The organism is Variovorax sp. V118 (assembly GCF_041154445.1).
Classification (GTDB): domain Bacteria; phylum Pseudomonadota; class Gammaproteobacteria; order Burkholderiales; family Burkholderiaceae_C; genus Variovorax; species Variovorax boronicumulans.
In genome coordinates, this window is record NZ_AP028663.1 from 6,906,015 (window position 1) to 6,923,785 (window position 17,771).

Annotated in this window: 16 protein-coding genes; 5 read left to right on the forward strand and 11 right to left on the reverse strand. The window is 66.5% G+C overall.

What is annotated here, in order from left to right; all coding sequences use genetic code 11:
* Positions 1–9: 9 nt before the first annotated feature.
* The 5 genes from tssE to ACAM52_RS32290 all read right to left on the reverse strand — a co-directional run bounded on the left by tssE (position 10) and on the right by ACAM52_RS32290 (position 4,005).
* Entirely contained in the window at positions 10–501 is a 492-nt protein-coding gene (gene tssE, locus ACAM52_RS32270; protein WP_062474770.1) for a type VI secretion system baseplate subunit TssE, read from the reverse strand.
* A 109-nt stretch (positions 502–610) separates the two neighbouring features.
* A complete protein-coding gene (locus ACAM52_RS32275; RefSeq protein ID WP_062474768.1) occupies positions 611–1,123 on the reverse strand; it encodes a type VI secretion system tube protein Hcp in 513 nt (170 codons plus the stop codon).
* 84 nt (positions 1,124–1,207) lie between these two features.
* A complete protein-coding gene (gene tssC / locus ACAM52_RS32280; RefSeq protein WP_062474765.1) occupies positions 1,208–2,698 on the reverse strand; it encodes a type VI secretion system contractile sheath large subunit in 1,491 nt (496 codons plus the stop codon).
* Positions 2,699–2,700: 2 nt separating this feature from the next.
* A complete protein-coding gene (gene tssB, locus ACAM52_RS32285; RefSeq protein ID WP_062474762.1) occupies positions 2,701–3,216 on the reverse strand; it encodes a type VI secretion system contractile sheath small subunit in 516 nt (171 codons plus the stop codon).
* A 120-nt stretch (positions 3,217–3,336) separates the two neighbouring features.
* On the reverse strand, positions 3,337–4,005 hold the full coding sequence (locus tag ACAM52_RS32290) for a tetratricopeptide repeat protein (protein ID WP_369645558.1): 669 nt from the start codon (positions 4,003–4,005) through the stop codon (positions 3,337–3,339).
* Between the two features lie 217 nt (positions 4,006–4,222).
* On the opposite strand from ACAM52_RS32290, the gene tssJ reads away from it, so the two are divergent.
* The 4 genes from tssJ to tssA all read left to right on the forward strand — a co-directional run bounded on the left by tssJ (position 4,223) and on the right by tssA (position 8,240).
* Positions 4,223–4,843, forward strand: a complete 621-nt coding sequence (tssJ, locus tag ACAM52_RS32295) for a type VI secretion system lipoprotein TssJ (protein ID WP_062481131.1) — start codon at positions 4,223–4,225, stop codon at positions 4,841–4,843.
* Positions 4,844–4,922: 79 nt separating this feature from the next.
* On the forward strand, positions 4,923–6,269 hold the full coding sequence (tssK, locus tag ACAM52_RS32300; RefSeq protein ID WP_062481129.1) for a type VI secretion system baseplate subunit TssK: 1,347 nt from the start codon (positions 4,923–4,925) through the stop codon (positions 6,267–6,269).
* 16 nt (positions 6,270–6,285) lie between these two features.
* On the forward strand, positions 6,286–7,083 hold the full coding sequence (icmH, locus tag ACAM52_RS32305) for a type IVB secretion system protein IcmH/DotU (RefSeq protein WP_062481127.1): 798 nt from the start codon (positions 6,286–6,288) through the stop codon (positions 7,081–7,083).
* A complete protein-coding gene (tssA, locus tag ACAM52_RS32310; protein WP_369630577.1) occupies positions 7,080–8,240 on the forward strand; it encodes a type VI secretion system protein TssA in 1,161 nt (386 codons plus the stop codon). The genes icmH and tssA overlap by 4 nt, the downstream gene beginning before the upstream one ends.
* 43 nt (positions 8,241–8,283) lie before the next feature.
* Here the strand turns inward: tssA and ACAM52_RS32315 are convergent, their stop codons facing one another.
* The 6 genes from ACAM52_RS32315 to ACAM52_RS32340 all read right to left on the reverse strand — a co-directional run bounded on the left by ACAM52_RS32315 (position 8,284) and on the right by ACAM52_RS32340 (position 16,740).
* Positions 8,284–9,126, reverse strand: coding sequence for an OmpA family protein (locus tag ACAM52_RS32315; RefSeq protein WP_369645559.1), 843 nt, complete (start codon positions 9,124–9,126; stop codon positions 8,284–8,286).
* Positions 9,127–9,133: 7 nt separating this feature from the next.
* Positions 9,134–10,117 (reverse strand): type VI secretion system-associated protein TagF, encoded by a 984-nt coding sequence (gene tagF, locus ACAM52_RS32320; RefSeq protein WP_095950376.1) that lies wholly within the window; start codon positions 10,115–10,117, stop codon positions 9,134–9,136.
* Positions 10,114–13,980: a type VI secretion system membrane subunit TssM gene (tssM, locus tag ACAM52_RS32325; protein WP_369645560.1), complete on the reverse strand. Its 3,867-nt coding sequence runs from the start codon at positions 13,978–13,980 to the stop codon at positions 10,114–10,116. Before tssM ends, tagF begins: the two co-directional genes overlap by 4 nt.
* A 24-nt stretch (positions 13,981–14,004) precedes the next feature.
* On the reverse strand, positions 14,005–15,477 hold the full coding sequence (locus ACAM52_RS32330; protein WP_369645561.1) for a hypothetical protein: 1,473 nt from the start codon (positions 15,475–15,477) through the stop codon (positions 14,005–14,007).
* Between the two features lie 102 nt (positions 15,478–15,579).
* Positions 15,580–15,873, reverse strand: coding sequence for a PAAR domain-containing protein (locus ACAM52_RS32335; protein WP_369645562.1), 294 nt, complete (start codon positions 15,871–15,873; stop codon positions 15,580–15,582).
* Positions 15,874–15,933: 60 nt separating this feature from the next.
* Positions 15,934–16,740, reverse strand: a complete 807-nt coding sequence (locus ACAM52_RS32340; RefSeq protein WP_062481134.1) for a M15 family metallopeptidase — start codon at positions 16,738–16,740, stop codon at positions 15,934–15,936.
* A 195-nt stretch (positions 16,741–16,935) separates the two neighbouring features.
* Between ACAM52_RS32340 and ACAM52_RS32345 the strand changes: the two genes are divergently transcribed.
* Positions 16,936–17,766 (forward strand): hypothetical protein, encoded by an 831-nt coding sequence (locus ACAM52_RS32345; RefSeq protein WP_369645563.1) that lies wholly within the window; start codon positions 16,936–16,938, stop codon positions 17,764–17,766.
* Positions 17,767–17,771: the final 5 nt, after the last annotated feature.

A 17,771-nucleotide genomic window follows, 5' to 3' on the forward strand; every position in this document is an offset into this window, starting at 1 on the left:
ATCGTGGCGCTAGGCGTACCGGCTCTTGCCGGTGCCGCGAGTGATGGAGTACTGCAGCGTCGTGGGCTGCAGCATGGCGTCGAAGTTCACCGGCTCGGCCAGCTCGGGCAGCACGAGCAGGGCGGTGATTCCGAAATAGAGCATGTGGGTGCTGGCCTGGCCGTCGACCTCGAGCGACACCGAGACATCGCGCAGGCGCGATTCGTGGCGCGCAATGGCCTGCTCCAGCGAGCGACAGATGAACGAACGGTCGTAGTGGCTGGCCAGGCTCAGGCCCGAGAAATCGCTCAGGCCGTAGGTCATGACGGAACGCCGGCACTCCGGGTAGGCCTGGAGCTTGGCGTCGTCGAAGACCATGCGCGTGTTGAGCAGGGATTCGAGGTCGCGTGCGACCACGTTCTTGACCTCGTCAAGCGACAAATGCCGCAGCACCGGCGAAGCCGGCCCGCGCCAGTCGTCATCGAACAGCTTGTCGAGCAGGCCCGGTTCGAATCCTGTCATGGGTCACTCCCTGTCTCTCGCGTCGGACAACGGGCACGGCGCCGCGCGAGGGGCGCGGCGCCAAAAAGAAACCGCGGCCTGCGCCGCGGTCGTCATTGCCCGACTGGCGTCAGACCGAGTAGGTCTTGTCGTTCTTCGTGAGGCTCCAGGCGCCTTGCGAGTTGCCGCCCTGGTTGCCGCCGATCTTTTGCTGCGTGTACTTCCACTGCACGGCGGCGTACTTCAGCGAGAAGGTCTCGCTCGGCACGCTGGCCACGTCGGTGCTCACGACCTTCGGGTTCACGCTGGCGATCAGCACGTACTTGAGCTTGATCTCCATGTACTGCACGCGCTTGCCTTCGCCGTCGGCACGGTAGAACTGCACCGTGACTTCGTCGAAGGTGGTGCCGCCCGACGCGTGCTGGTACAGCAGCGGGCTGACGACGTCCATGTCCTTCGTGAAGATCATCTCGCCGTGCTCGCAGCGCTCGGCGGTGTGGCCGCCGGCAGTCGACGCGGTGGCCGAGCGCGGTTGCACGATGCTGTGCTGCCACGAGCTGACTTCGATCCAGTCCTTGTGGTCCTTGTCCTGCGACTCGCCGTTGATGGCCGGGCTGCCGAACTTGACGTAGATATCTTTCATGTTTCTTCCCCTTCTTGATTGATTGATTACTGACAGTTAACGTGTTGCAGCACGGCCCCTCGGCCGCGCACCCGATCTGCCTCCTTACTTATTCACTGACTTCGGCAGATCGGCGACCAAGCGCAGTGAAATAGACAGTTCATCCAGCTGGAAGTGCGGGCGCAGGAACGCGACCGCGCGGTACACGCCGGGCCGCCCGGGCACTTCGCCGACCTGGATGGCGGCTTCGCGCAGCGGGAACTGGGCCTTCTGTTCCTGCGTCGCGTTGTCGTCGAGCAGCACGTACTGCGCGATCCAGCGGTTCAGGAACTGTTCGACGTTGTGCGCCGAGGCAAAGCTGCCGATCTTGTCGCGCATCATGGCCTTGAGGTAGTGCGCGATGCGCGACACCGAGAAGATGTACTGCAGCTGCGCCGAGAGCACCGCGTTGGCGTTGGCGCTGTCGGTGTTGTACTTCTTGGCCTTCTGCAGCGACTGCGCGCCGAAGAACGCCGCGTAGTCGGAGTTCTTGCAGTGCACGAGCGGAATGAAGCCCAGGTCGCTGAGCTCCTTTTCGCGCCGGTCGGTGATGGCGATCTCGGTCGGGCACTTCAGGGCGATCTCGCCTTCGTCGGTCTTGAAGGTGTGCGTGGGCAGGTCTTCGACCAGGCCGCCACCTTCGACGCCGCGGATGGCCGCGCACCAGCCGAAGTCGTCGAACGCGGCCGTCAGGCGCGTGGCGAAGGCCCAGGCGGCGTTGCACCAGAGGTACTTGGCGTGGTCGGTGCCGTCGACGTCTTCGACGAAGTTGAAGCTGTCGACCACCGTGCCTTCGCGCGGGTGGTAGGGCAGGCGCCCGAGGAAGCGCGGCAGCGTGAGGCCGACGTAGCGCGAGTCTTCCGAATCACGGAACGACTTCCACTTGGCGTATTCGACAGTGTCGAACACCTTGGCCATGTCGCGCGGCTTGCCCAGGTCGGCAAAGCTTTCCAGGCCCAGCAGCTCGGGCGAGGCCGCGCCGATGAAGGGCGCGTGCGCGGCAGCGGCCACGTGCGCCATCTGGTCCAGGAAGTACATGTCTTCGGGCTGGCGCGTGACGTCGAAGTCGCCCACCAGCGCGCCGAACGGCGCACCGCCGAAGGTGCCGAACTCTTCTTCGTAGACCTTCTTGAACATCGCGCTCTGGTCGAACTCGACGGCGGCCTTGAAGTCGCGGATCAGGTCGCGCTTGGTGGCGTTGATGACCTTGATCTTGAGCATGGTGCCGGTCGGCGTTTCCTTGACCAGGTACTCCAGGCCGCGCCAGGTGCTCTCCAGCTTCTGGAACTCGGGCGCGTGCATCACGGCGCTGAGCTGGGCGGAGATGAGCGCGTCCAGGTCGGCCACGCGCGCGTCGATCATGGCCGACACGTTGTCGGAGACGATCACCGAGCCTTCGAGGACCTGGCTGACGAGTTCGCCGATGAGGTCCTTGGTGCGCGTGTGTTCCACGTCGGACTTGGCGACCTTGCTCTTCTCGACGATCTGGTCGAGCAGGTCGACCGAGGCCTCGGACGAAGCGGCACCGCTCGATGCCGAAAGTGCTTGCGCGGTCATGTTCAGCTTTCGTCCTTCTTGCCAACGCCTTGTCCCAGGCGCTGGAGTTGCTCGGTGTTGTTCAGCACGTCGGCCAGCAGGTCTTCGAGCTTGCTGTTGCCGGCCATCTTGTTGCGCAGGTCGGCCAGCTTGGTGCGCGCGTCGAGCAGGCGCTTGAGCGGCTCGATCTGCTCGACGACGGCTTCGGGCGAGAAGGCGTCCATCGAGTTGAAGGTGAGGTCGACGCCGAAGCTGCCGCCGCGCCCGTCCAGCTTGTTCGGCACCTGGAAGGCGGCACGCGGGGCCACGCCCTTCATGACGTCGTCCATGTTGTCGCGGTCGATGTTGACGAACTTGCGGTCCTTGAGCTTGGGCTGCTCGACCTCGGACTGGCCCGCCAGGTCGGCGATCACGCCGACGACGAAAGGCAATTCCTTTTTCTCGATGGCGTCACCGAGTTCCACGTCGTACGTGAGTTGCACGCGCGGCGGGCGCACTTTTTGGAGACGCTTCTGCACGCTCTGTCTTTTGGTCGCCATAAGCTTCAATACCTTCGCAATAGGACTGAGAAACGAATTAAAAAGTTGTACGACCCATTTCCAGATCGCACGCTCATTCGTTAATACATTGGTTTAAAAACCAATTCAAAAACCGGACAATTACTTGAGCGCGTCAAATGGATTGCCGCCACCCGCGCGCGAGGCGGGCGCGGCAGGTGCCGGGCGCGGCGCGGCGACCGGGGCGGGCCGTGCGGCGGCGACCGGGGTCGGCGCGGCGGACGATGACGACGAGGGCGCGGGTGCCGGGCTGGGGGCCGCGGCGCGGCGCGTGGGCGCCGGCCGGGCTTCGGGGCCGGCGGGCACCAGGACCGACAGGCCCAGGGTTTCGCGCAGCAGGGCGGCCAGGCGGTAGGCGTCGGCGTTGGCGTCGCCGCTCAGGCTGCTGTCCTTGCCCAGATCCTCGATGGAGCGGGCCGCCAGGCGCAGGCCGCCCACGGCGGTGATGCTCTTGGCCTGCCGGCTGGAGGGGTCGCGGCGCAGCGACTCCTCGGCGGCCGAGATGGCCAGGCTGTAGCGGCCTTCGTTGAAGTAGATCTGCGCGATGCGCGACCACGGCTCACCGCGGGTCGGGTTGTCGGTGGCGAGCTGCTGGTACTGGCGGATGACGGGCGCCTTGTCGCCGGTGGCGGCTGCCGCGGCGGCATCGACCTCGGCCAGGCTCTTGTTGTAGGCCGCGGTGGCCTGGGCAACGGCCGCGTCCGGCGTGGTGGTACAGGCCGACAAAAAGACGGTGCTCGCAATGGCACCGGCAATCATCGTGCGCGACATGATTTTTCGAATCGACACATTCCCCCCTGATCTGACTTTTTAGCAGGCCGCAATCATTCATTAAATTGCGACCGTTGACAATAACAATACACGATACTACAGCCGCGTGGATGGCAAATGACGGGGGCGGATTAATGCTAATTTCCTAATCGAAAGTCATTTTCGAAATCGGTTAATCCTATTTGGTCCATCGAAATATTGTTACGACTCGCTTTTAATGAAAATATTAATTACATCTGGCGCGCTGCTGGCCGCGTTGATGCTCGGCGGGTGCAGCTCCCCGGCGCTCACGATCGCCAACATCGCGCTCGAGGCGAGCGGACTGAAGAAGCCCGAGCTGCCCGAGTCGCAGAAGCCCCCGCGCAAGGTGACGATGTCGATCGCCGCGGGCAAGAACCTCAACGCCGACGGCCGCAACCGCCCGCTGTCCGTGGTGATGCGCATCTACAAGCTGAAGGAAACGACGGGCTTCTACCAGTCGTCCTTCGATGCCTTCGTCACGCCGGGACGCGACAAGACGCAGCTGGGCGACGACCTCGTCGAGAGCCGCGAGATCACGCTCATTCCCGACCAGCAATACACCTGGACCGAGATGGTTCCGCGCAGCGCCAACGCGGTGGCCGTGGTGGTGTTGTTCCACTCGCCTGATGCACAGCGCTGGCGCTTCGCCTTCAACGCCGCGGACGCCGAGAAGACCGGCATCGTGATGGGCGCGCATGCCTGCGCGCTCACCGTCACGACAGGCGCGGTGGTGGGCCAGCAGAACGCACAAGGCGCCGCCCCCACGGGCGCGCTCAACCTGTTGGGGCCGGTAACTTGCCGGCCCTCGCCCGCCTGATCTGCAGCGACGGCGGGGCCGTTCAAGTCGACACGACGATGCGATACATTCAAAAAAAATTGTGGGGAGTTGATCCGACGTGAGCTACGCAGCCAAGGTCCTCTGGGGAGAGGGCTTGTTTCTACGCCCCCAGCATTTCCAGCGCCAAGACGCGTACCACGAGGCGCGCCTGCGCGCCACGGCGCAGACGCTGCATCCGTACTTCTGGGGCGTGCGCTCCATCAGCTTCGACCTCGATGCGCTGGCCAGCGGCATGCTGCGCGCCTCGCAGCTGTCGCTGGTGTTCCCCGACGGTGAGCCGTACGCGGCGCCGCAGGCCGATGCGCTGCCCCCGCCCATCTCGCTGGACACGCTGAGCCCGGGCCAGAACGAGATCACCTTCTACCTCGTGCTGCACCCGGTGAAGGAGCTCGGCAAGAACTACACCGACCCCAACGAAGAAGGCTTTGCCGCGCGCTACACCAGCGACGCGACGCAGTCGCTCGACCTGTACACCAACGCCGTGAGCGCCGAGGTGGTGTTCCTGCGCAAGAGCGTGAAGCTCCTGGCCGACACCGAGCCGCGCGAGCAGTTCGTGTCGATCCCCGTGATCCGCATCCGCCGCACCGCCGCGGGCGGCTTCGAGATCGACCGCAGCTTCGTGCCGCCGTGCACCAGCATCGACGCCTCGCCCACCGTGTTCCAGCAGCTGCGCCGGCTGCTCGACGTGCTGCAGGCCAAGGTCAATTCGCTGTACGGCATTCACCGCGAGCCGAGCAAGAACATCATCGAGTTCCGCTCGGGCGACATCGCCTCGTTCTGGCTGCTGCACACGGCCAACTCGGCGTTCGCGTCGCTCTCGCACCTGTTCCATCACCCGTCGCTGCACCCCGAGCGGCTGTTCCAGGAACTGCTGAGCCTGGCCGGCGCGCTGATGACCTTCGCCAAGACCTACTCGCTGAACGACCTGCCGGTGTACGACCACGAGAAGCCGGGCCCGGCCTTCGCCGAGCTCGACCGCATCGTGCGCGACCTGCTCGACACCGTCATCTCCACGCGCTACTTCGCCATTGCGCTCACCGAGACGCGCAACGCCTTCTACCTGGGGCGCCTCGATTCCGGAAAGATCGACGAGAAGACCGTGTTCTACATGTCGGTCACCGCCAGCATGCCGGCCGCCGAGCTGGCCGAGGTGGTGCCGCAGCGTTTCAAGATCGGCGCGCCCGAAGACGTCGACAAGCTCGTGCTCTCGGCCATGCCGGGCGTGCGCATCGTCTACGCACCGCAGGTGCCGCCGGCCATTCCGATCCGCGCGGGCGCCTGCTACTTCTCCATCGACAGCAAGAGCCAGCTGTACGACCGCATGCTGCAGGCGCAGAGCGTCACCATCTATGCGCCGGCCGGCATTCCCGACATGCAACTCGAACTGATCGCCGTGACCGGCTGATCACCCGCCCGATCGTATGAACACCACCACCCTCAACAAGGCCCCTTCCCTGCTGGGTGCCGATGCGCCGCCGGCCTCATTCACGCCGGCCGGCGTGGCGCCCGACGCCGATTCGAGCCTGCTCGACCTGCTGTACGACGGCTTCGTGATGCTGTTCCTTCTGAAGAAGAAGCAGCAGCCGGCCACCACCGAGCAGTTCCTCACGGGCATCCGCAACTACCTGGGCGAGTTCGAACGCAACGCGCGCAAGCTCGACGCCACGGCCGAGCAGATCCACGCGGCCAAGTACGCCTTCTGCGCCACGGTGGACGAGTTCGTGCTCTCGGCACCCGAGTTCGCCATCCGCTCCGAATGGGAGCGCCGGCCGCTGCAGCTCACGCTGTTCGGCGACCAGCTGGCGGGCGAGAACTTCTTCAACATGCTCGAGGTCGAGCGGGCGCACGGCGCCGCGCGCATCCAGACGCTCGAGGTGTTCTACATGTGCCTGCTGCTGGGCTTCCAGGGCAAGTACGCCATCGACGGCACCGAGAAGCTGGCCTACCTCACGGCACGCGTGGGCGACGAGATCGCCAACGCGCGCGGCAAGCGCACGCCCTTCGCGCCGCACTGGCCGCTGCCCGACCTCATCTCGCACTCGCTCAAGCGCGAGGCGCCGCAGTGGGTGGTGGCCGCGCTGTTCGCGCTCATCGGGCTGCTGGGCTTCATCGGCCTGTCGGCGCACCTGGGCAGCACCACGCAGGGCGCGCTCGCGAGCTACCAGGACATCGTGAAGCTCGGCCCGCGCCAGGCCAACCTGACGATCTCGCTGCCATGACCACGGCCGCGACGAACCGCCTCGACCTCGCGGCCCTGCTGGCCCCGATCTCGGAGGCCAAGCCCTGCGGCGAGGACATGCTGTTCTCGCGCGAGTTCGACGCCATCCAGGAAGCGCGCAAGCACGACGACCCCTCGCTCGAACAGGGCGAATGGGTCATCGAGCTGAAAGAGGCCAACTGGCCCTTCGTGATTTCGGAGTGCGAGAAGCTGCTGCGCGCGTCCACCAAGGATCTGCGACTGGGCGTGTGGCTCACCGACGCGCTGGCCAGCCAGCGCGGTTTCGAGGGGCTGGCCGACGGCTACCGCCTGCTCAGCGGCCTGTGCCGCCAGTACTGGGACGAACTGCATCCGCAGCCCGAGGGCGGCGACATCGAGATGCGCATCGGCACCGTCACCTGGCTGATCTCGCGCTCGGTCGAGCTGCTGCAGCGCGCGCCCATCGTGAGCGACGGCCACACCGGCCACAGCGCGCTGGTCTGGGAAACCGCACTGGCGCTCGACCAGGCCATCCGCCGCACGCCGGCGCAGGCCGACGAGCTGCAGCGCAACAAGGTGACGCTCGAGCAGTTCGACCGCCTGCGCCGCGCCACGCCCGCGAAGTTCCTGCAGAAGACGCACCGCGACGTGCAGGCCTGCGAGCAGGCGCTGGCCGAGTTCGAGGCCGTGTTCGACGAACGCACCGCCTCCAACGGCCCGAGCTTTCGCGCCGCGAAGGACGCGGCCACGGCCATCCGCCAGGCCGTCGAGCGCTTCGCGCGCGAGGCCGGCGTGCCGATCGACAACGGCGCGGCGCCGCAAGCCACCGCCGCTGCACCGGCCGCCAGCGCACCGGCTGCCCCGACCCGCATCGAACCTGTCTTCGACGCCGCCATGCCCCATTCATCTCCCACGTATCACGCGGCGGTGCATGTGCCCGCCGCGCTGCCGCCCGGCATCCACAGCCGCGCGCAAGCCATCGCGCAGCTCAAGGAAGTGGCGGCCTATTTCGAGCAGACCGAGCCCTCGAGCCCGGCCGCCTACATGGCGAACAAGGCCGCGCGCTGGGCCGACATGCCGCTGCATGCCTGGCTGCGCAACGTGATCAAGAACGAGCAGGAGCTGGCCCAGCTGGTGGACCTGCTCGACCTGCCCAAGGGCGACGACGAGTCGCGCTGACTTTGCGCTGAAAGAAAAAGGCCCGCGTTGCGGGCCTTTTTCTTCAGCGTCCGACGCGGAACTCGATGCGCCGGTTGCGCGAACGCCCCTCGTCGGTCGCGTTGCTCGCCACCGGCTGGTCCGGGCCTACGCCCGAGGTCGTGAGCGTCATCGGATCGATGCCCTTGCCCACCAGGTAGCCCTTGACTGATTCGGCGCGCGACTGGCTCAGCGCCAGGTTCGACGTGCGGTTGCCGGCGTTGTCGGTGTGGCCCACCACCGCCACCGACTTGTTCGTGAGCTTCTGCAGGATGGGCGCCATCTCGTCGAGGATGGCGCGGCCCTTGCCCGTGAGCGTGGCGCTGCCCAGCTCGAACTCGATGGTGCGGTTGCCCAGCACCTGGTCGACCGCGATCTGCTCCGACACGGGCACGCGCAGGCTGTTCTTGATGGTGTAGGTCGGGTTGAGCGAATTCGCCATGTCGCTCACGATCTTCTGGCGCAGCGCCTCGTTGCCGACCTCGCCGCTGAGCGCCATCTGGGTGCCCTCGATCTGGAACTGGCCGCGGTGGATGTCCTTGAGCGAGGGCGTGATCAGCCGCTGCACGTTGGCGGCCCAGTTGGCCGGCATGCTGACGGTGCTCACCACCTCGATCTTGTCGATCACGCCGCTGGGCCCGTAGACGCGGCGCAGCGCCTCGATGACGGCGGCGCGCGTGGCTTCGTCGGGCACCTGCCCGCCGGCCACGACCGGCTCGCCCTTGCCGACGGCCGCGGGCGTGGTCTCGACGCGGGCGGCGGTGGCGCCCGCCGCCGGTTGTTGTGGTGGTTGCTGGGCCTGCACAGCCGGCACGAGCGCGAGCCCGCAGGCCATGGACAGCACGAGAACGCGCAAAGAACAATTCATGACCGTGTCATTCCCCGATGAAGACTTCGCGAAAGGCGGTGAGCACGATGTCCAGCGGCAGCTGCGGCTGGTCGAGGTAGCTCACCAGCTTGAACATCGCGTAGTTGCTGTGGATGGTGTCCTCGACCCACTCCGGGTTGTCGATGTCGATGTTGTGCTCGGTGTAGACCTGCGGATGCAGCACGCTTTGCAGGCTGCGCGGCGACAGGCCGTTGAAGCCGATCACCAGCCGCGAGCGGCCGTCGATCTCGGTGACCAGCAGCACCAGCTCGAAGTCGGCCTTGGCCAGGAACTGCGACACCATCTCGAGCCAGAAGGTGGCGATCAGCGAGCGGTCGACCGGATCGCGCGGCAGCGGCAGCGTGAGCCCCTTTTCGAGGTGCGACACCGCGCTGGCCATCACCGGCTGCAGCAGCAAACCCAGCGCCAGGATGGCACGGCGCAGCGACACCTTGTGGCCGTCGAAGTTGAGCATCTGCTCGATGCGCAGCAGGCTGGTGTCGCGCGTGAACGCCGCATAGGTGGCGCGCGAGGCCGACTTCTTGAAGCCGGTTTCGATGGCCGGGTCGATGGCCTCGAACTTCTTCAGCTCGTTGTCCAGGTCGGTGCCGGCCGCCAGCGACTGCACCTGCACCGCCATGCGGTCCCAGTAGGGGCCGATGAGCATCGGCGCGCCGCGCATGAAGTCGAGCGCCTCGTCCACGTCCACCGAAGTGGCCGCCAGGAACGGGTAGCGGCGCGACGACTCGTCGCGGCTGGGGCGCACGTGCCCTGCAATCGCCACGCGGCTGCGCGAGCCCAGGCACACGAAGTGCATCGGCGCCGCGTTGTCGTAGATCAGCTTCCAGCGCGGGTCTTCCGACAGCATCTCCATGGTCTGCGACAGCCAGTGGTCGAACACCTTGATGAGCTGCGGGTTGTACAGGCCCTTCACGAAGTCGCCGCGTCCGGGCAACTTGCCGAAGTAGCACAGCTGTTGTGGCGCGCTCATTTGCCTGCTCCCCCTGCCTGCACCGGCGCCTGGGCCGGTGCCTGAACCGCTGCGGGTGCTGCTGCGCGCGGCACACCGATCTCCGCGACCGTCGACGGCAGCACCGTGCCGCGCAGGCCCTTGCCCTGCGGCGAATCGCCGCCCGAACCGGCCGACTGCGTGTTCTGGATCACGCGCAGCTTGACGGTCACGCTCGCGTTGTCGCGCGCCCAGGTGAGCTCGAAGCTGCCGTCGGGCAACTTCGTGCGCTGCGCCGTGCTGAGCAGGCGCTCCAGGCCGAAGTTGCCCGGCTCGTTGATCAGCTCGACCGTGCGCCCGTCGAAGGTGACGGCGGTGATCTTCGCGCCCGGCGTGCCCTGTGCGTTGGGCCAGACGAAGTTGGACCACTGCGGCGGCGTGTTGCGGTAGCGCAGCTGCTGGCCGTCGATTTCCACCATGTACTCCGTCAGGCCCGACACGGGCTGCGGCAGGATCTGGAACAGCGTCTGTGGCTGCGCGCTGCCGCCGGCCCCGGCCGCGGCACCACCCGACAGCGGCGCCACCCACTGCGCAAAGCCGTTCACGAAGTCGGGGCTCAGCGTGAGGCCCTGGTCGCCCCAGGCGCGCGGCGACAGCAGGTCGCCGCGGCGGATCACCAGCGAGCCCAGCGTGGTCGTCACGAACTTGCCGATGGCGCCTTCAGGTCCGAAGAACTGCGCGATCTCCGCCGGCGAGGCTTCGATCTTCGCGCTCGCCGAGAACGGGTACTTGGTGGCCAGCGACTGCTGGAAGGGCTGGTGCACCTGCGCGCTCCAGATCTTGTTGACCTCCACCGCCGTCGGCTGCACCGTCACCGCGTAGGCCTGCAGCAGCGGCCGCACCAGCAGCGGGCGCAGCGCCTGGCGTTGCGCGGCGTCCATGCCGGTGAGCATCTGCTCGTCGACGTACTTGAGCGCATCGGCCAGCTCGGAGCCGTTGCCCTCCAGCGTCTGCTGCATGAGCTGGCGCGCGCCCGGTCCGGGGTCGCCCTGGTTCTTGATCTGGTTGAAGCGCCCGCGCAACTTCGACAGCGTGCCCAGGTAGCCGCGCAGCAGCGAGGTGTTGTCGCGCTCGACCACCAGGCGCGCCACGCCCGCGAACTCGCGCCCGATCGGACCCATCGGGATTTCCGTGGCGCCGCCGTTGAGGTCGACGTTCACGTTCACCTGCGACGGCGTGGCGCGGCTGAAGAGCCGCTTGAACCAGTTGAAGGCGCCGGTGCGCGCCTGCTGCAGGCCGGCGTTGACCAGCGAGGGGTTGTCCCACGAGGTCTGGTCGTACACCGTGTCGAAGACCTTGCGGATCGGTGAGTTCTGCGGATCGCCCAGCTGGTTCATCGCCACCACGGCCTGCTCGAAGCTGCCCATGTCCTTCACCGCGATGCCCTGCAGGAAGCGCTGCCACTCCTTGGCGTACTCCAGCTTGTACATGGTGGCCAGCGTCTTGCGGATCTGCTCCGGGCTGCCTTCGAGCGTCAGGTCGTCGTTGCCGGCGACGTTGAGCACCCAGTCCTTGCTCGATGTTTCCTTGTTGGCGGCGTCGCGGATCGCGTCGTCCACGTACTGCTGCCAGGCTTCGCGCGTGAACGCGCCCGAGATGGCGACGCTGCCGGCGAGGGTGCCTTCGGCTTCGGCGCTGCTGGCCGTGGCCCCGAGGATGCGCGCCACGGTCATCGGCGCGAAGCGCGTGGAGGCGCGCGCCTTGATCTCGGCGTACACGCGTTCGCGCGCCGGCATGCCGCGCACCACGCGGCGCAGGTTGTCGCGGGTCTGCTCGACCAGCGCCAGGTTGGTGTCGGCCAGCGCGGGCCAGTTGTCGTCGCCCACGCGGCGCAGGTAGAAGGTGATCATGCGCTCGGCATCGCGGATGACCGCCGCGCGCGGCATGTCGCCGCGGTTGCTCTCCAGCCAGCCGCGCCAGAAGCGCGAGATCTGGTCGGTGAGGTGCGCCGTTTCCACCTGCCGCTTGTCGGACAGCATGAGGTAGGTCTTGAGCGCGTTGTAGGCGTCCTGCACGTCGGCCGGCGAGGAGCCGGCATACAGGCCGCCGCCTTCCGGCGCTGCGGCGGGTGCCGTGGTGGTCGTGGCACCGGCGACCGGCAACGGCGCGGGCGCCGTGCCGCCCGTCAGTGCGGCCACCGCGTCGGCGCGCTTCAGGCGGTCGGGGTGCGCGTTCACCTCGCGCAGGAAGGCCTGCAGGTTGTCGGACACCGGCGCGAGCATCAGCTGCTTCACGCCGCCGTAGTACTCGGCCACGAGCTTGTCTTCGAGCTGGTTGCCCTGGTACAGGCCCAGCGACAGCGACAGCGGCCGGTCGTTGCGGAATTTCTCGAGCTGCTCGATGCGGTCCTGCAGGATGCCCAGCGCCTCGAAGCGCGTGCGCAGGCCGTTGTCGCTGGCCTGCAGCTTGACGACCTTGTCCAGGTCGGCCTGCACGTTCTCCACCAGCTGCCGGTTGCCGAGGTACGACCAGGTCCAGCCGCCCAGCAGCAGGCCCAGCACCGCGACGAAGGCGAAGAAGCTCACGTAGCGCACGCGCGCCTTCACGGGGCTGGAGAACTGCCGCACCGTCTTCTTGTCGGCAAAGATCACCTTGGAGAACAGGTCGCGCAGGAAGAACCCGTTCTGCGAATAGATTTCCTTCGACTTGGTGGCCGCGTTGCTCAGCGTGAGCCCGAAGCGCTTGGCGATGCGCTCGGTCGACAGGCTGCGCATCGTGCCCTCTTGCAAGGCGCTGGTGAAGTAGAAGCCGCGGAACACCGGCTTGTGCTGGAAGGGGTTGCTCTCGAGCAGCGTGGCCAGGAAGGCGCGCAGCGCGGGCTTGATGGCCGCGAACTCGAGCGGGAAAATCAACAGCTCGGGCGACGGGTCGCTGCTGCGGTGGTTCGCGAAGTGCGAGACGCTGATTTCCTTCAGGCCCATGTAGAGCTCGTCGAAGCGCTTGTCGAACAGCGCCACGGCGTCCTGCTTCTCGTCGCCGTCGTACGGGAGCGAGGCGCCCCACACGCGGTCGCGCTCCATCTTGTCGCTGTCGCCGAAGAACTCGGCAAAGCCGGTGATCAGGTCGGCCTTGGTGAACATCACGTAGACCGGCGCGAACACCTCGAGCCGCTCGGTGAGTTCCTGCATGCGCTGGCGCAGGTTCTTGGCGAGCTGGATGGCGAAGTCGGGCCGGCTGCCGATCAGCTCGGGAATGCTGGCCGTGATGATGATCCCGTTGATGGGCGCCTTCGGCCGGTACTTCTTGAGCAGGTCGAGGAAGCCGAACCACTCCTTGCGGTCTTCCTGGTGAATGGAATAGCGGCCCGCGGTGTCGAGCACGATGCCTTCGGTGGTGAAGAACCAGTCGCAGTTGCGCGTGCCGCCGATGCCCTGAATCACCGCGTTGCCCTTGTCGGCGAACGGGAACTGCAGGCCCGAATTCAGGATGGCGCTGCTCTTGCCCGCGGCCGGGTTGCCGATGACCATGTACCAGGGCAGCTCGTACAGCGCCTCGCTGCCCGACATTTGCCCGATCTTCGAGGTCTTGATGGTCTTCACCGCCTCGACCATGCGCCCGCGCAGTTCGTCGATCTCGGCCTTGCGCTCGGGGTCGCTGTCGCGCACGGCGGCGTCGGCCTGGTCCTCGAGCATGTCGCCGAGCTTGCGGTTGGCCGCGCGCGTGCGCATGCGCCGCACGAACCACACCAGCAGCCACAACAGCAGCAGCACCACGAAGATGCCGACGGCCCAGATCGCGCCGACTTCGAGCGTCTGCGCCCCGAGCAGCAGGAACGCGCCGAGCGCGATGGCGCCGATCACCGACAAGGTGCGCGGATCGGCCAGGAAACTGAAGAATCGCCGCATAGAAGTTTCTGGAATCGGTCCTGTTTAAGTAGCGGGTGACGCGGGGCTCGCCGGGCCGGCCAGGAGGGCCGTCCGCGCGAGCGCGTCCTGCACGGAAATGGCGAGCACATGCCGTGCATCGCGCGCGGCCAGGTGGCACGCGAGCACGACGGCGCTCATGTCGGCCGCGGCCCCCAGATGACCCAGGGTGGCGCAGACAGAGAGGTTGTTTTCGAAGGGCACATGCGGCAGCCGCTCCTGCACGAGCTTGGCCACTTCGGTGACGCGGCTGGTGCGGTGGTCGGCGTCGCTCACGACCCAGTCGACCTGGGCGGTCTCGAGCGTCGAGGTGGCGAGCAGGTGCTGGGCGAAGCGATCGAGCAAGCTGGCATCGGGCGTGCGCGCGGTGTCGGCCGAGGCCTCGCGCTGGCCGCTTGCGCTGCGCGACAGCCGCACGGCCTCGGGCGGCGCCAGCAGCGCATCGCCGGCGCGCACGAGCAGCAGGCCCGCGGCGGCCTCGCCGGGCACGCGGCCCTTGCGGCGCGTGGCGGTGTACAGCAGGCCGTCGGCCTCCCAGCGCGCGATGCTGGCTTCAGACACCGAGGAGTCGGCCGCCAGCGCGATCCACAGCGCGGGCCTTTGCTCGCGATGCAGCGACAGGCTGATGCGGTCGAGCAGGGCCATGCCGGACACGCCGTCTTCGCTCTTGAAGCAGTCGACGAGCCAGCGCTGCGAGGCATCGCCCTCGCGCACGCGCTGCTGCACCCACTGCGTGGCGAGCACGCGTTCGCTCTCGCTCCATGCGCCCGGCAACAGCAGCGAGAGGTTCAGCTGCGGCGCCGCCGCCGGCCCCGGGATGACGCCGCCGCTGGACACGAAGCGCCCGGGCGCGCGCACCGCGAGCGCATCACCCGCGTTGGCGATCGCCTCGGCCGCGGACGCCAGCAGCTCCTGCAGCACGTCGGACATCAGGTGGATGGCGCGCAGCCGATCGTCGGGCAGCGCATCGACATCGAAAGCTTCGCCAGCGGGTTGCAGGCTTTCGCGCAGGTGCTCGCGCAGCTCGTTCTCGTCGATGCCATCGACGCGGCCCGCGATGACGGGAAAGCCTTCGCCGTCGCGCAGCTCCGGCACCAGCTCTGGCGTCTGCGCCTGGCCGATCGCGGTGGCCACCGTGTCGGCATCGCTGCCGCGCGGCGTGCGAAGGGCGAAGGCCAGCACGGCCATCTGCAGGCGCTCCTGCGAGGCTTCGGGTGCTACGGCATTCGATGAGGCGGCGGCGCCTGCGGCCACCGTTGCGCCCGCCGCGGGCAGCGCAGCAGCGGGTGCGGCCGTGAAGATGCGGCGCAGCACCACATAGAAGAGCATCAACGCCAGCGGCAGCACGACAAGGTAGAGCACGATGTCGCTCGTGCTCGGCATGCGCGCCGTGTACTGCCAGTAGACGATCACGAGCACCCACACCGTGATGAACACGGCGCAGGCCAAAAGAACGGGCTTGATCAGTCGCGACAGCATCCGGAGTTTTCGAACGCCTGCGTCACGCAATGGCGATGGCAACAGCCCACGCGGTCGCGTGACCGCATGCCATGCCTGCAGCCGAAGAAGGAGACACCGCCGTCATTCGGACGCGGAAGCGATCTGGCTGGACAGCAGCCTGCAACCGCAGGCTGCGCGGTCGCCGTGGCGCGCCACGCGGCGGCCATCGATCGACACGCAGTCGCTGCCCGTCACGATGGGGTTGATGCCATGGCCGGGCCGCGGGCACGACACCATGTCGCCGATGCGCGCCACGCGCAGTTCATCGATGTGCGTGTTTTCGGATGCGGTGATCACGAAGCCACCGTGGTCGGTCTTGTCATGCAGAACGATCCACGGGCGGTCGTTGTCCGCCTCGGGTTGATCCTCACCCATTTGAACTCTCCCCCTTGATTGCCTCGTGGTGTGCCGGTGCGACAGATGTCGTCTCGGCATTCAGTTGCGTGACAATTTAAATCCCGGCTTGCGGTACTCCACGTGACCGTAGTCCCTGAAGGACCATCGACCACCCCACACCAAGCCCACGGACTCGGCCGCTTCGCCATAGAGGCGATAGCCTTCCATGGCCCATGGATCTTTTTCAGAGATCACCAGCTTGCCATTGCGATAGAACGCGTTGTCTGCCGCAAGTCCATACTGATGATAGCTTTGATTGGCCTTCGCCATGGTCACTGTATTGCCCAATGCAGCGAGTTTGGCTTGTCGTTCGGGGCTGCGATAACCCTCGAGCAATGCGAGGTCGTAGCCGTGCTTTTCTTTCATGATCTTGTAGACGAGCAGCAAACGATTACGAAAGTCCACATCGAGAACAGCCCAGTCCCGACTGCCTTCTTTCGTGAGCGGACGAATCTGCTCCACCTCTGCGGTGGCAAACACCTCGGGCGGCAACGGCTGCGGCGGCACCAGCTGCTCGCCCTTGAGCAAGGCCTCGATCTTCGGATCGCTTGTGGCGGCCCAGTCGTCGAAGAACAGAACCCGGCCACTTCCGAAAGTCACACTTAACAACACCGGCACGATAAGCAGACCCATGCCCGACAGCAGCAGGTAGCGATGCCTTACGGCAAAAGTACGCACTCCTGAGCCGCTGTCGCGCATCAACTGAAAACTTGCTTCGGACACAAAACCAAGACGACGTCCTATTCCAATAAAAAAGAATGCAATAGCAGTAGAAATGGAGACCGTCGCTCGCAACACACGGTCACGAAAAGAAGGGAACAAGAAGATGGCAAGTGCTGCCACCATCAAGGCAAAATAACAAAAGAGAGTGAAGAAGATCAACGGTGTCCAATGAGAGCCACTCAATTGTATGAGTCGCTTAAAAATTTGAACCCATCGCACGCAACGCCTTGTTGCATCCCAATTGCGATATCGCGTTGATCACGCACATAAAGCCGAGGGGAGAAATCACATGCCCGCAGCCAGCCGGACCACCCATCCATGATGGGCGCGTCAGACGCCCACAAGGACCGACCGAGCCTGCTCGGTTCGAGCGCACCCACCGCGGCCACATCGACCGCCGCACCCGGAAGCGAATCCACGCGGGTGCTCGCACAGTTCGGTGGCCGCGAGAGCGGCGCGCGTTCCTTCTTTGCACGGCCCGGTGTGTGGGCTTCGCTCGCGGTGTTGCTCGGTGTGGCGGGTGCCACGACCTACCACCTGCAATCGAAGCGCGCGGATGCAGCAGCCACGACCGTGGCGGCAGCAACGCCTGCGCCGGTTGCAGCGCCTGTCGCCAAGGAACCACCGAAGCCCGACGCGCCCGTTGCCGCCGCGGCACCGGAGCCCACGCCCGCACGCATCATCGAAGGCGACAGCACGCCGCCGCCGGCAGCACAGCAGCAACAGCAACAACAACAGGCCTCCACGCCGTTCGCAGCCATCGGTGCGCAGCCCATGGCCGTGCCGCCGGCCGCGAAGCCTGCGCGCGTTGCAGCGGCAACATCCCCCGCGAAGAAGGCAGGCGCCGACAGCAAGGCCAGCGCCGTTGCTGCAAAGAAACCGGAGCGCATCGCGTCGGGCTCGAAGAAGCCCGTGCGCACGGCCGCGAACGGCAAGCCCGTCAAGACCGCTGCCAACACCAGCAAGGCAACGAAGCCCGCCGCGCGTTCCGACCTCACGCAAACGGCGGCACGGCCGAAGGGACCCGATCCCGACACCGACCTGCTGACCGCGCTGCTCAAGCGCAGCAAGACCTCCGACCCCGCACCATCGGCGCAGGCCACTGCCGCAACGGCGGACTGCAAGCCGGGCGCACCTTGCAAACCTTGAGCATC